We start from the raw sequence: 13,470 nt of genomic DNA, 5'->3' as shown, positions 1-13,470 counted from the left end.
GGCGGTGTGATGTCACGAGCAGCACTGCTCGTCCTGGCCGACGGCCGCTTCCCCGCCGGAGGGCACGCGCACTCCGGCGGGGCGGAGGCCGCCGTGCGGGCGGGCCGCATCACCGACGCCGCGACCCTGGCGGAGTTCTGCCGGGGCCGGCTGCACACCGCCGGACTGGTCGCGGGAGCGCTCGCGGCGGCGGCCGCGCTCGGCGCCGACCCGGGCGAACTGGACGCGGCGGCGGACGCGCGCACCCCGTCCCCGGCCCTGCGCGGCGTCGCGCGGCGTCTGGGGCGGCAACTGCTGCGGGCCGCGCGGACGACCTGGCCGTCCCCCGAACTCGACGCCCTGGCACGCCGGTTCCCCAAGGGTGCCCATCAGCCCGTGGTGCTCGGACTGGCGGCCCGGGCAGCCGGACTCGGCCCCGGGGACGCGGCCCACTGCGCGGTCTACGAGAGCGTGAGCGGACCGGCGACGGCGACCGTGCGGCTGCTGAGCCTCGACCCGTTCGACGCGACCGGCGTGCTGGCCCGGCTGGCGCCGGAACTCGACCGCGTCGCGGACGCCGCGGTGGAGGCGGCGCGCAGGGCGACGGCCGAGGGTGTCGACGCGCTGCCCGCCGGTTCGGCACCGCTGCTGGAGGTCATGGCGGAGGCCCATGCCGCGTGGCCGGTGCGGCTGTTCGCCTCATGAGTCAGCCCGCCCACCCCCCTTCCCCGGACCCGGAGCGGCCGTCGCCCGCACGAGCCCTCTCGCACAAGGAGCCGCACATGCACCTCGACCACACCCACACCGGCCCCGCCGCCGTCAGCGCCGACGCGCACCGCCCCGACGGAACCCGGCGCGCCCTGCGCATCGGGCTCGGCGGGCCCGTCGGATCCGGCAAGACCGCCACCGTCGCCGCCCTGTGCCGGGCGCTGCGCGAGGAGCTGTCCCTCGCGGTCGTCACCAACGACATCTACACCCGCGAGGACGCCGAGTTCCTGCTGCGGGAGGCCGTGCTGCCGCCCGAGCGGATCACCGCTGTCGAGACCGGCGCCTGCCCGCACACCGCGATCCGCGACGACATCTCCGCCAACCTCGAGGCCGTCGAGGACCTGGAGGACGCGGTCGGTCCGCTGGATCTGATCCTCGTCGAGTCCGGCGGCGACAACCTCACCGCCACCTTCTCCAAGGGGCTCGTGGACGCCCAGATCTTCGTGATCGACGTGGCCGGCGGCGACGACATCCCCCGTAAGGGCGGCCCCGGCGTCACCACCGCCGACCTGCTGGTCGTCAACAAGACCGACCTCGCCCCGTACGTCGGCTCCGACCTCGCCCGGATGGCCGCCGACGCCAAGGCGCAGCGCGCCGAACTCCCGGTCGTCCTGCAGTCGTTGCGCGGCGAGAGCGGCGTGTCCGACGTGGCCGCGTGGGTCCGTGAGCGGCTCGGCGCATGGACGGCGTGACCGCCACCGGGGTACGGGCGAGCGCCCGGATCGTCGCCCGCGCCGACGGCCGCGGCGCCACGGTCCTGCCCGTACTGGACGGCGAGGGTCCGCTGGCGCTGCGCCGCACCCGGTCGACCGGAACCGAGGCGAAGGTCATGGTCGTCGGCGCGATGAGCGGACCGCTGGGCGGCGACCGCTTCACGCTGGCCGCCCGGGTGGAGGAGGGCGCCCGGCTGCACGTCGGATCGGCCGCCGCCACCCTCGCCCTGCCGGGCCAGAGCAAGGGCGAGGCCCGGTACGAGGTGACGCTCGACGTGGCGGACGGCGCCGAACTGCGCTGGCTGCCCGAGCAGTTGATCTCCGCCGACGGCAGTGACCTGTACGTCACCACTCGGGCGGAACTCGGTGCCGGTGCCCGGCTCGTGCTGCGCGAGGAGCAGGTGCTGGGACGCGCCGGGGAGCCGTCCGGGCGGCTCACCAGCCGGCTGACCGTGCGGGTCGCCGGCCGGACCGTGCTCGACCAGGAACTGGCCTGCGGGCCCGGCGCGCCGGGCGGCTGGGACGGGCCGGCGGTCCTGTCCGGGCACCGGGCGGTGGGCCAGCTGGTCGTCGTGCGCCCCGAGTTCGCGGCCCATCCGGTCCAGGCGCGAGTCCTCGGGGAGTACGCCGCGCTGGTGCCGTTGACCGGCCCGGCCGCCCTTGTCAGCGCCGTCGCCCCGGACGCGCTGCGGCTGCGAAGGCTCCTGGACGAGGTGCTGACCGAGCTCGGCTGAAGCGCGCGCCGAGAGGGGGGCGGCAGGGGCGCGGGCAGCCGTCGCGCCGCCGGACGGGCGGGACGGCTCAACGCGGCCGGTCGGGACGGCACTTCGCTCAGCGGGACTTGATCATCCGGTTATCGGATTGGTAAAGAAGGGTGGCGTCCCCTGTCCTCAGCGGGCTCACAACCGAGAGGATCCCCCTCTGACCACTCACAGCGAGGTACGGGGAGGGGCCCACTTGAGGGAGAACAGACCGAAGAGCCGCCTGCTGGCACTCGGTTCCGCCGGAGCACTCGTCACTGCCACCCTGATCGCCGGTGCCATGTCGGCGCCCACGGCCGGCGCCGTCGGCCGGTCCGGCCCGGACCGGGAGGCCAAGGGCGCCCAGGTGGCCGCCGAGCGGGCCGCCAAGGCCGGCATCCACTGGCAGGACTGCCCGGCCGACTGGGGGCTGGCGAAGCCCATCCAGTGCGGCTGGGTCAGTGTGCCGGTCGACTACGCCCACCCCTACGGCAAGCAGATCAAGCTCGCCGTGGACCGCATCGGCAACACCGGCACGCAGAAGGAGCGCCAGGGCGCGCTCGTCTACAACCCGGGCGGTCCCGGCGGTTCGGGTATGCGCTTCCCCACCCGGGTCACCAACAAGAACCCCCTCTGGGCCAACGTCGCCAAGGCCTACGACTTCGTCGGCTTCGACCCGCGCGGCGTCGGCCACTCGGCGCCCATCTCCTGCATCGACCCGCAGGAGTTCGTCAAGGCGCCCAAGGCCGACCCGGTGCCCGACAGCACCGCCGACAAGACCGCGCAGCGCAAGCTGGCCCGTGCGTACGCGGACGGCTGCGGCGAGCGCAGCGGCGCGATGCTGCCGCACATGACCACGCCGAACACCGCCCGCGACCTGGACGTCATCCGTGCCGCCCTGGGCGAGAAGAAGCTCAACTACCTCGGCGTCTCCTACGGCACCTACCTCGGCGCGGTCTACGGCACCCTCTTCCCCGGCCACCTGCGCCGCATGATCGTCGACAGCGTGGTCGACCCCGCCCGCGAGAACATCTGGTACCAGGCCAACCTGAACCAGGACATCGCCTTCGAGGGCCGGTGGAAGGACTGGGAGGACTGGGTCGCCGCGAACGACGCCGCCTTCCACCTCGGCACCACCCGCGCCGCCGTCCAGGCCAAGTGGCTCCAGCTGCGCGCCACCGCCAAGAAGAGCCCGCTCGGCGGAGTCGTCGGCCCGGCCGAGCTGATCTCCTTCTTCCAGAGCGCGCCGTACTACGACTCCTCCTGGGTGCCGGTCGCCACGGTGTTCAGCAAGTACGTCGCCGGTGACACCCAGGCGCTCGTCGACGCCGCCGCCCCCGACCTGTCGGACACGGCCGGCAACATCAGCGCCGAGAACAGCAACGCGGTCTACACGGCCGTCGAGTGCGCCGACGCCAAGTGGCCCACCAGCTGGCAGAAGTGGGACCGGGACAACACCCGGCTCAACAAGGACTACCCGTTCATGACCTGGGCCAACGCCTGGATGAACCTGCCGTGCGCCACCTGGCCGGCCAAGCAGCACACCCCGGTCGAGGTCAAGACCCACAAGGGTCTGCCCCAGGTGCTGATCGTGCAGTCCACGCGGGACGCCGCCACCCCGTACGAGGGTGCCGTCGATCTGCACAAGCGCTTCAAGGGCTCGCGCCTGATCACGGAGAAGAACGCGGGCTCCCACGGCGTGACCGGCCTGGTCAACCCGTGCATCAACCAGCGCGTCGACGCCTACCTGCTCAAGGGCACCCTGGACGGCAAGGACGTGACCTGCGCCCCGCACGCCACGCCCAAGCCGTAACCTTCGCCGGTACGGTGACGAGGGGCGGCCGGGAATCCGGCCGCCCCTCTTTCACGCCCCGCGCCAGGCGTCCTCCGCCGCGTAGTCGAACAGGTCCGGGTACACCCGGGCGAGCAGCGGGAAGCACGTCCGCCACTCCCGCCCGCGTACCGCCCCGGTCAGCCACTCCACCGTCTCCGGCAGGCTCTCGGTGTACGACACCACCGGCCGGTAGCCCAGCTCGCGCTGCGCGGCGGACATGTCGAACACCACCGGCAGCGGCACCGACCACGGTGTCAGGCCCACCGAGCCGGCCGGCGGTCCGTCGAGGTACGTGGTCCGCGTCTCCACCCCCATCACGGCGTCGACGGCGGCCCCGATCTCCGCGACCGTCGGCGCCTGGTCGTCACAGGCGTTGAGCACCCGGGAGCCCGGCCGGGCCGCCGCCAGCCGCACCAGTTCGGCGATGTTCCGGGCGCTCGACGGATGGAACCGGCTCCGGCCGCCGTACGCCAGCACCCGGTCGCGCCGCCCGTCCAGATTGCGGCGCACGAAGTACAGTTCACGCGGCAGCGGACTGTACGGCCCGTGCACCGCGCCCGCCCGCAGCACCGTGACCGGCAACCTGTCGCCCGCGTGGAGGAGTTCACGCTCCACCGCGGCCTTGCGGGTGCTGGAGGAGGTCTCACCCGGCGCCACCGCCGGCTGGGTCTCGGAGACCGGCACCGGGAAGGCCGGGAAGCCGCCCGGCTCGTTCTGCGTGTCGAAGCCGCGCCCCGCGCCGTCCGCGTACACGGACACGCTGGAGATCACCACCGCCGAGCCGATCCGGTCCGCGAGATCCGTCAACTGCCGTGCGTGCCCGGCGTCGTAGGCGACCATGTCGACCACCAGGTCGCAGCCGTCGCCCACCACCTCGGCGAGAGCCGCGCCGTCGGCGCGGTCCAGCCGGACCGTCCGCACCCCCTCGTCCCAGGCCGCGTCCCGGCCGCCGCCGCGCGAGGCGGCCGTCACCGCCCAGCCGTCCCGTGCCAGCGCCGCCACCACCGGGCGGCCGATCTGCCCGGTCGCCCCTATCACCACAGCCCTCTTCATGCGGCGAGCCTAGGCACACCGGCCGGCGGGGGCACGGTTCTTCTGCCGACGGCAGAGGTCAACTCAGCGGCGCCCGCGGGAACCTGCGCTCCCTCGCGTGCTCCGCCGCCTGCCGCTCCTTGACGACGGCCGCGTACTCGTCGACGTACTCCTGCCCGGACAGGTTCAGGATGGCGTAGACGATCTCGTCGGTGACCGCCCGCAGCACGGCCTTCTCGTCCTCCATGCCGGCATAGCGGGAGAAGTCCAGAGGCTCGCCGAAGCGGATCGTCACCGGGTGGATCCTCGGTACGACCTTGCCGGGCGGCTGCGCCTCGAACGTGCCGATCATCGCGCAGGGCACCACCGGACAGCCCGCCGTCAGCGCCATCACGGCGACCCCCACCTTGCCCTTGTACAGCCTGCCGTCGTGCGACCGCGTGCCCTCCGGGTAGATGCCGAGCAGCTCCCCCTTGCGCAGTACCTTGAGCCCCTCCCGGATCGCGGCCCGTCCCGCCTCCTTCCCGGAGCGGTCCACCGGGATCTGCCCGGCGCTGCGGAAGAAGAAGGCGGTGAGCCGCCCCTTCACCCCGGGCCCGGTGAAGTACTCCGCCTTGGCCAGGAAGGTGATGCGGCGTTTCAGCATGGCCGGCATCAGGAAGTGGTCGGCGAAGGACAGGTGGTTCCCGGCGACGATCGCCGGGCCCGACGCGGGCACGTGCTCCAGCCCTTCGATCCGGGGCCGGAAGACCAGCTTGAGCAGCGGACCCAGCACCACGTACTTGAGCAGGTAGTAGAACACGGCTCGCTCCTCACTGTGCCGGACCCCCGGGGGACCGGCGTTTCCCGAGGGCAGCACGGAGATCGGGGACATGGGCTGATGTGCACCTGTCGTCATCTGTAGCCAGGTTCAGCCGGTCTTATGCTGATCGTCGGCCGGGTTCACTGACGAACGGTCAGGTCTTCGCCTGCGGCGGGCAGCGCGTTCCGCCACACCGTCATCGCGGGACGCCGTGCCGGGTGTCGCGAGCGCCGAACGTCCTCGTCCTGTGATCATGAAGTGTTCGAGAAAAGTGATCGACGAGGAGCTCCGGGTCGCGAGGGGCCGACGTGTCGCCGGCCCGGGGTACTCGCGGGACGCGCTGTGGGTGATGTGGTGAACTGGTTGACCTCGCTGCCTGCGGCGGTGCTGGTGGTGGGTGGGCTGTCGCTCGCCCTGCTGGTCGCGGCCGCGGCCCGGGTCGGCATCCGGGCGCTGGTACCGGTGGGGGAACACGACCGGGTGCCGCAGATCGCCACGCCCCTGATGCCGACCCTCGGCGCCGCCTTCGCGATCTTCGCGGCGCTCTCCCTGGCCAGTGAGGCCGGCTATCTGCGCGCGGCGGAAGGGCTGGTGAGCGACGAGGCGGCCGCGGCCTCCCGCCTGGCGTGGGCGGCGACGAGTCCGCGCGTCCGGTCGGAGCCGATCCATACGGCACTGCTGGACTACTTGCGGACCACGCGTGCCAGGGAATGGGAGGGAACGGCAGCGGCGTCCGGTGACGACGCGGGCACCGCTCGCGCGATCGCCCGGCTGGAGCGGAGTGTGCGTGCCGAGGCGGCCCGGCCCGAGGTGGGAACCCCGACGGGCACGGAGCTGGTGGCCGCCCTGGACGGTGTCACCAGTAGTCGCCGCGCCCGGATCGCGGCCGCCTCGCGCGACGTTCCCGCGCTCTACGTCGTCACGCTCGCGGTCAGCGGGCTGGCCCTGATCGTGAACTCCGGCGCGCTGGTCTTCCGCAGCAGCCTGCGCACGTCCCTGCTCATCGTGGGGGTGGCGAGTGTGGTCGGGCTGAGCCTGGCGTTGCTCTTCGCGCTGAGCGCGCCCTGGAGCGGACCCTTCATCGTCAGCGGGCATCCCCTCGACACCATTGTGGGGGACCTGAGGTCCGGCTTCTTCGACGGCGGACCGTAGACGGCGGGCCGGGGACCGGGCGGCGAGCCGTCGCGGGGACGGGGGCGTCGCGGAGGGCCCCCGGTTGCCGTCCGCGGTCCGCCACGGCCGCGTGCCCCTGCGCGCCGCCCGCGCCCGGCCCCCGTACGATGTCCCCGATGACCGGCACCCGCACGCACGCCCACCGACCGCCCCGGCGGCGGCACCGCGCGCTGCTCGTGCTGGCCCTGCTGGCCGGAATTCTCGGCATGCACGCTCTGGCGCCCGGCGGGGGCATGGGACACGCCGGGCACGAGCACGCCGCGCACCACGCGGTCGCCGTCACCGCACCGGACGACTGCCCGGACGGTGCCGGTCACTGCGGCGGCCACCGGCTGCACCACGCCGACCCCAGCTGTGCCTCGGGCGCGCCGGACGGCGGCCCGCAACTGCCCGCACCCGCCCCCGGCCCGGTGACCGTCCCCGCCGCTGCCGGCCGCCCGCACTCCGCTCCGGCCGCCACACCGGAGGGCGCCCGCGCCCCGCCCGACCTGGCCGAACTCCAACTCCTGCGGATCTAGAGGCCGCCCCGGCCGCACACCCCGTCGTACGCGGGTGCCGCGGTCGTGCGCACACGTGCCCGAAATCCCTTGAAGCAGCAGGAGTTCCCGCATGACCATCCGTACCCTCACCCGCCGCGCCGCCCTCGCCACGGTCGCCGTGACCGGTGCCCTCCTCCTGGCCGCCTGCGGCGGCGACAGCGACGACAGCGGCTCCGGTGCCCACACCGGCCACGGTTCCTCCGCCACCGCGAGCGCGTCGGCCGGCGCGCACAACGCCCAGGACGTCGCCTTCGCGCAGGGCATGATCCCGCACCACCAGCAGGCCCTGGAGATGGCGGAACTCGCCGCCGACCGGGCCTCCTCGGCCCGGGTGAAGGACCTCGCCGCGCGCATCGAGAAGGCACAGGACCCGGAGATCCGCACCATGACCGGCTGGCTGAAGGCCTGGGGCGAGCAGGTGCCCATGGCCGGCATGGACCACTCGGGCCACTCCGGGATGTCCGGGATGATGAGCGACGCCGACATGACCGCCCTGCAGAAGGCCACCGGGAAGGACTTCGACCGCCGGTTCCTGTCGCTGATGGTCGAACACCACCGGGGCGCCGTGGAGATGGCCACCACCGAGAAGGAGAAGGGCCGGGACGGCGCGGCCAAGGCGGTGGCGGACGCCATCGTCACCGCGCAGAACGCCGAGATCGAGGAGATGAAGCAGCTCCTCGGCACGAGCTGACGGCACGGCGGGCGGGGGCCGGTGACACCACCGGCCCCCGCCCGCCCCTTCCTCAGGCCAGCACCTTCTCCAGGGCCGCCAGCGCGGACCGCAGCTCCTCCGCCGTGACGGTCAGCGGCGGCGCCAGCCGGATCGTCGAGCCATGGGTGTCCTTGACCAGGATCCCCTCGCGCATCAGCCGCTCACTGATCTCGCGGCCGGTGCCGAGGGCCGGGTCGACGTCCACGCCGGCCCACAGCCCGCGCGAGCGGAAACCGGTCACGCCCCGGCCGACCAGCTCGGTCAGCCCGTCCCGCAGGATCACTCCCAGCTCGGCCGCCCGGCGCTGGAACTCACCGGTCTCCAGCAGCTCGACCACGGCCGTGCCGACCGCCGCCGCGAGCGGATTGCCGCCGAACGTCGAGCCGTGCTCACCCGGGTGCAGCACCTCCAGCACCTCGCGGCGGGCCACCACCGCCGACACCGGCACGATGCCGCCGCCCAGCGCCTTGCCGAGGAGCAGCACGTCCGGGACGACGTCCTCGTGCTCGACGGCGAGAGTACGGCCCGTGCGGCCGAGGCCCGACTGGATCTCGTCCGCGACGAACAGACAGCCCTTGCGACGGGTCAGCTCCCGCACCCCGGCGAGATAGCCGTCGTCCGGGATGATCACGCCGGCCTCGCCCTGGATGGGTTCGATCAGCACCGCGGCCGTGGTCTCGTCGACCGCCGCCTCCAGCGCGGCCAGGTCGTTGTACGGCACGATCCGGAAGCCGGGCGTGAAGGGACCGAAGCCGGCGCGGGCCGTCTCGTCCGTGGAGAAGCTCACGACGGTCGTCGTGCGGCCGTGGAAGTTCTCCGCCGCGACCACGATCGTCGCCCGGTCGGCGGGGACGCCCTTCACGTCGTACGCCCACTTGCGGGCCACCTTGATGCCGCTCTCCACCGCTTCCGCGCCGGTGTTCATCGGCAGCACCATGTCCAGGCCGGTCAGCTCCGCGAGCCGCTCGGCGAACTCGGCCAGCCGGTCGTTGTGAAAGGCCCGGGACGTCAGGGTCAGCCGGTCGAGCTGGCGGTGGGCGGCCTCGATCAGCGCCGGGTGCCGGTGGCCGAAGTTGAGGGCCGAGTAGCCGGCCAGCATGTCGAGGTAGCGGTTGCCCTCGACGTCCTCCACCCAGGTGCCCTCGGCCCGGGCCACGACCACGGGCAGGGGGTGGTAGTTGTGCGCGAGAACCGGCTCCTCCGCGCGGATCAGGTCGTCGGACGTACGCGGGCGCGCGGGTGCGGTCATCAGCGGATCTCCTGGGTGCAGCACTTGATGCCACCGCCGGCCTTGTGGAACTCCGACAGGTCGACGGCGACGGGGGCGTAACCGTGGTCGGCCAGGCGCTCGGCCAGCGCCTCGGCCTGCGGGGCGATGAAGACGTGGCGGCCGTCGGACACGGAGTTCAGGCCGAACGCCATCGCGTCGTCGCGGGTGGCGAGCACCGCGTCCGGGTACAGCCGCCTGAGGACCTCCCGGCTGCCCGCCGAGAAGGCCTCCGGGTAGTAGCAGATGTTGTCGTCGTCGAGGACGAACAGCGCCGTGTCCAGGTGGTAGAAGAACGGGTCCACCAGGGTCAGGCCGATCACCGGGTGGCCGAGGAACTCCTGCGCCTCCCGGTGCGCCTCACGGGTGGTGCGGAACCCGGTGCCGGCCAGCACGTAGCGGCCCGTCCACACCAGGTCGCCCTCGCCCTCGGTCACCGACTCGGGGCGGTACACGTCGTAGCCCGCGGCCTTGAACCAGGTGTCGTAGTGCTCCGACTCGGGACGGCGCTCCGGAGCGTGGAACAGGGAGCCGAAGACCCGGCCGCCGACCACGAACGCCGCGTTGGCGGCGAACACCATGTCCGGCAGGCCGCGTACCGGCTCGACGCTGTCGACGGTGTGGCCGTGGGCCCGGTAGGTGCGGATCAGCGACTGCCACTGCTCCCGTGCCAGGTCCACGTCGACGGGCCGGTCCGGATGCATCCAGGGATTGATCGCGTACTGGACGGCGAAGTGTCTGGGTTCGCAGACGAGAAAACGCCGGGAACGCGGCACACGGCTTTCGGACACAGAGGGTCTCCTCCGGTTTCCTGTGTGTCACTGAGGGGTGACACCACGGTAGGAAGGGAGGCAGACGGACGACAAGTGAGAAGAGCTGCGTGGATGCGCAGCATCGCTGCGTTGTGAGCCGCGCATGCGCACGACTCCTGCGCGCCCGTCGGGTCACTCGGGGGCCGCGTGGGTGGCGCCCGCTTCCGGGCTTTCCGGGAGCAGATGGGACAGCACCATCACGCTGATCGTCTTCCGGATGAAGGGTTCGGCGCGGATCCGCTCCAGCACCTCCTCGAAGTGCTCCACGTCCCGGGCCCGCACATGCAGCAGGGCGTCGGCGCCGCCGGTCACCGTCATGGCGGCCGCGATCTCCGGATGGTTGCGGACCACCTCCGCCAGGCGCCGGGGCGGGGCGGCGCCCTCGCAGTACACCTCGACGTACGCCTCCGTGCGCCAGCCGAGCGCCGAAGGCTTCACCGTCGCCGTGAACCCGGTGATCACCCCGGTCTCCCGCAGCCGGTCCACGCGCCGCTTGACCGCCGTGGCGGACAGCCCGATCGCCGCCCCGATCTCGGCGAAACTGGTCCGGGCGTTCCCCATGAGCGCGGTGATGATCTGGCGGTCCAGCTCGTCGAACGAGGGCGTCCTGCTGTTCATGCGGGCACTGTAGCCAGCCCGCTCCCGCGCCGCGGCTCAGGACTGGGTGACGACCAGCGCGAGCGTCAGCAGGCCCAGCACCACCCATCCGAACCACAGCCAGCCGTTGCTCCCGAGCGCGACCGTGTAGGCGGTCACGACGACCAGCCCGCCGACCGTGAGTGCCCCCATCGCTTTGGTGGAACCGTTCGTGTGACCGGGCATCGCGACACCCTCCTCCTGGTCCGTCCTCGACCATGGTGCCCCGATTCCCGCCCGAAGGGGATACGGCCGCGGGCCGGAGGCGATGCCTCCGGCCCGGACGAGGGGGGACGGCCGCTCAGCTCTCGCGCGCGCTCAGCGAGGCCAGATAGGCGTTGTACGCCTCCAGCTCCTTGTCGCCGTCGCGGTCCGCGGCCCGGTCCTTGCGCTTGGCCTGCCGCTGCTCTGAGCCGTACCACTGGAACAGCAGCGCGATCAGCACCAGCACCGACGGGACCTCGCTGAACGCCCAGGCGATGCCGCCCGCCGCGTTCTGGTCGGACAGCGCGTCGATGCCGAGCGAGGCGGGCGGGTTCTTGAAGGTCTCCACCATCGGCGTCGACGCCATCATCAGCGCGATACCGAAGAACGCGTGGAACGGCATGCCCGCGAACAGCTCCAGCATCCGCATCAGATAGCCGGGCCGGTGCGGCCCCGGGTCCACGCCGATGATCGGCCAGAAGAACACGACACCGACCGCGAGGAAGTGCACCATCATCGCGATGTGCCCGGCCCTGGAACCCATCAGGAAGTCGAACAGCGGGGTGAAGTACAGGGCGTACAGGCTCGCGATGAACAGCGGGATGGTGAAGGCGGGGTGGGTGATGATCCGCATGTACCGGCTGTGCAGCAGCATCAGCAGCAGCTCGCGCGGCCCCTTGCGGCCCTTGCCCGCGGTCGGCAGCGCGCGCAGCGCCAGCGTGACCGGGGCGCCGAGCAGGATCAGGATCGGCGACAGCATGCTGATCACCATGTGCTGCACCATGTGCACGCTGAACATGACCATGCCGTAGTCGTTCAGCTTCGTGCACATCACCAGCGCGATGGTGAGCACGCCGACGACGTACGACACGGTGCGCGCGACCGGCCAGGAGTCCCCGCGCCTGCGCAGCCGCACGACCCCCCAGCCGTAGAGGGCCAGCCCGGCCAGACAGGCGGTGAGGAAGAACGGGTCCGCCGACCACTCAAGCCCTCGGGCCAGCGTGAACGGCGGCAGATCCATCATCATGCCGTGCCCGCTGTGATCCATCCGCCGGCTCCTGTTTCGTGGGGGTTGTGCGAAGTCTGTCCCGCCCAAGGGTAGAACCGACCTCGGTCACCCCTTTGACCGGGGTCGGGTGCGACACGCCCCGGAGGGACGCGGAAACCGCGCGAGCACCCCCCCGGGGAGCCGCACCCGGCGACGGAAAGACACCCCCTACGGCGTGCCCCCTACAGGACGCACTCCGCCTCTTCGTACCGCTCGGCGGGAACGGTCTTGAGCGTCTCCACGGCCTCCGCCAACGGCACCGTCACGATGTCGGTCCCGCGCAGCGCCGTCATCCTGCCGAACTCGCCCCGGTGCACGGCCTCCACCGCATGCCATCCGAAACGGGTCGCCAGCACCCGGTCGTACGCCGTCGGCGTGCCACCCCGCTGCACATGCCCGAGGATCACCGGGCGGGCCTCCTTGCCGAGCCGCTGCTCCAGCTCGATGGAGAGCTGCCGGGCGATGCCCGCGAAGCGCTCGTGGCCGTAGATGTCCTTGCCGCCCTCGTCGAACTCCATGGAGCCGGGGCGCGGCTTGGCGCCCTCCGCGGCGACCACGATCGCGAACCGCTTGCCCGCCTCGAATCGCTCGCCGACCTTCTTCGTCAACTCGTCGATGTCGAAGGGCCGCTCGGGGACGACGACGGCGTGGGCGCCGGCCGCCATGCCCGAGTGCAGGGCGATCCAGCCGGTGTGCCGGCCCATGACCTCCACGATCAGCACGCGCTGGTGGGACTCGGCGGTGGTCTTCAGCCGGTCCAGGGCCTCCGTCGCCACGGTCACCGCGGTGTCGAAGCCGAAGGTGACGTCGGTGACGGCGATGTCGTTGTCGATGGTCTTGGGCACGCCCACGATGGGCAGGCCGTTGTCCGACAGCAGCCGGGCCGCCTTCAGCGTGCCCTCACCGCCGATCGGGATGATCGCGTCCAGGCCGAGTTCCGCGACATGGCCCCTGGCCCGCTCGACTCCGTCCCGCAGATGCTCCGGGCGGACCCGGGAGGAGCCGAGGATGGTGCCGCCGCGGGCGAGGATGCCGCCCACGGCGTCGAGGTCGAGCTTCAGATAGTCGCATTCCAGGAGGCCTTTCCAGCCGTCCCGGAAGCCGATGACCTCGTCGCCGTGGTCGGCGACGGCACGGTGCACGACGGACCGGATGACGGCGTTCAGGCCGGGGCAGTCGCCGCCGGACGTGAGGACACCAATGCGCATAGC

General features: G+C 72.5%; 15 protein-coding genes. 7 read left to right on the top strand and 8 right to left on the bottom strand.

Annotation, left to right across the window (positions count from 1 at the left end; translation table 11 throughout):
- Positions 1-9 precede the first annotated feature (9 nt).
- From ACZ7KF_RS26640 to ACZ7KF_RS26625, 4 genes are all read left to right on the top strand, one after another.
- Positions 10-684: an urease accessory protein UreF gene (locus tag ACZ7KF_RS26640; protein WP_471079917.1), complete on the top strand. Its 675-nt coding sequence runs from the start codon at positions 10-12 to the stop codon at positions 682-684.
- Positions 685-761: 77 nt separating this feature from the next.
- Positions 762-1,439, top strand: a complete 678-nt coding sequence (ureG, locus tag ACZ7KF_RS26635; protein ID WP_471079914.1) for an urease accessory protein UreG — start codon at positions 762-764, stop codon at positions 1,437-1,439.
- On the top strand, positions 1,427-2,194 hold the full coding sequence (locus ACZ7KF_RS26630; RefSeq protein WP_471079912.1) for an urease accessory protein UreD: 768 nt from the start codon (positions 1,427-1,429) through the stop codon (positions 2,192-2,194). The genes ureG and ACZ7KF_RS26630 overlap by 13 nt, the downstream gene beginning before the upstream one ends.
- A 223-nt stretch (positions 2,195-2,417) precedes the next feature.
- The gene (locus ACZ7KF_RS26625) at positions 2,418-4,013 is read left to right on the top strand and encodes an alpha/beta hydrolase (protein WP_471079909.1); all 1,596 of its coding nucleotides are present in this window, start codon (positions 2,418-2,420) and stop codon (positions 4,011-4,013) included.
- A gap of 51 nt (positions 4,014-4,064) precedes the next feature.
- Here the strand turns inward: ACZ7KF_RS26625 and ACZ7KF_RS26620 are convergent, their stop codons facing one another.
- Complete coding sequence (locus ACZ7KF_RS26620) at positions 4,065-5,087, bottom strand: NAD-dependent epimerase/dehydratase family protein (RefSeq protein WP_471079906.1); 1,023 nt, start codon at positions 5,085-5,087, stop codon at positions 4,065-4,067.
- Between the two features lie 58 nt (positions 5,088-5,145).
- Positions 5,146-5,868, bottom strand: coding sequence for a lysophospholipid acyltransferase family protein (locus ACZ7KF_RS26615; protein WP_471079903.1), 723 nt, complete (start codon positions 5,866-5,868; stop codon positions 5,146-5,148).
- Positions 5,869-6,231: 363 nt separating this feature from the next.
- Here ACZ7KF_RS26615 and ACZ7KF_RS26610 point away from each other — a divergent pair, with 363 nt between their 5' ends.
- From ACZ7KF_RS26610 to ACZ7KF_RS26600, 3 genes are all read left to right on the top strand, one after another.
- Positions 6,232-7,020, top strand: a complete 789-nt coding sequence (locus tag ACZ7KF_RS26610; RefSeq protein ID WP_471079900.1) for a bestrophin-like domain — start codon at positions 6,232-6,234, stop codon at positions 7,018-7,020.
- Between the two features lie 137 nt (positions 7,021-7,157).
- A complete protein-coding gene (locus ACZ7KF_RS26605) occupies positions 7,158-7,559 on the top strand; it encodes a DUF6153 family protein (protein ID WP_471079897.1) in 402 nt (133 codons plus the stop codon).
- 91 nt (positions 7,560-7,650) lie between these two features.
- The gene (locus ACZ7KF_RS26600; protein ID WP_471079894.1) at positions 7,651-8,271 is read left to right on the top strand and encodes a DUF305 domain-containing protein; all 621 of its coding nucleotides are present in this window, start codon (positions 7,651-7,653) and stop codon (positions 8,269-8,271) included.
- A 52-nt stretch (positions 8,272-8,323) separates the two neighbouring features.
- Here ACZ7KF_RS26600 and rocD read toward each other — a convergent pair whose 3' ends face one another.
- The 6 genes from rocD to ACZ7KF_RS26570 form a co-directional block, all read right to left on the bottom strand.
- Positions 8,324-9,541: an ornithine--oxo-acid transaminase gene (gene rocD / locus ACZ7KF_RS26595; RefSeq protein ID WP_471079891.1), complete on the bottom strand. Its 1,218-nt coding sequence runs from the start codon at positions 9,539-9,541 to the stop codon at positions 8,324-8,326.
- Positions 9,541-10,350 carry a dimethylargininase gene (gene ddaH, locus ACZ7KF_RS26590; RefSeq protein ID WP_471079888.1) on the bottom strand — a complete coding sequence of 270 codons (810 nt, stop codon included), beginning with the start codon at positions 10,348-10,350 and terminating at the stop codon, positions 9,541-9,543. Before ddaH ends, rocD begins: the two co-directional genes overlap by 1 nt.
- A gap of 153 nt (positions 10,351-10,503) precedes the next feature.
- Entirely contained in the window at positions 10,504-10,989 is a 486-nt protein-coding gene (locus ACZ7KF_RS26585; protein WP_471079885.1) for an Lrp/AsnC family transcriptional regulator, read from the bottom strand.
- A 36-nt stretch (positions 10,990-11,025) separates the two neighbouring features.
- Positions 11,026-11,193, bottom strand: a complete 168-nt coding sequence (locus ACZ7KF_RS26580) for a hypothetical protein (protein ID WP_471079882.1) — start codon at positions 11,191-11,193, stop codon at positions 11,026-11,028.
- Between the two features lie 115 nt (positions 11,194-11,308).
- Entirely contained in the window at positions 11,309-12,259 is a 951-nt protein-coding gene (locus tag ACZ7KF_RS26575) for a cytochrome c oxidase assembly protein (protein WP_471079879.1), read from the bottom strand.
- A 182-nt stretch (positions 12,260-12,441) separates the two neighbouring features.
- Positions 12,442-13,467, bottom strand: a complete 1,026-nt coding sequence (locus ACZ7KF_RS26570) for a 6-phosphofructokinase (protein WP_471079876.1) — start codon at positions 13,465-13,467, stop codon at positions 12,442-12,444.
- Positions 13,468-13,470: the final 3 nt, after the last annotated feature.

Source organism: Streptomyces sp. NPDC038200, assembly GCF_055600785.1.
Note: the sequence above shows the minus strand (reverse complement) of the source record. Positions and strands in the feature narration are given on the sequence as shown.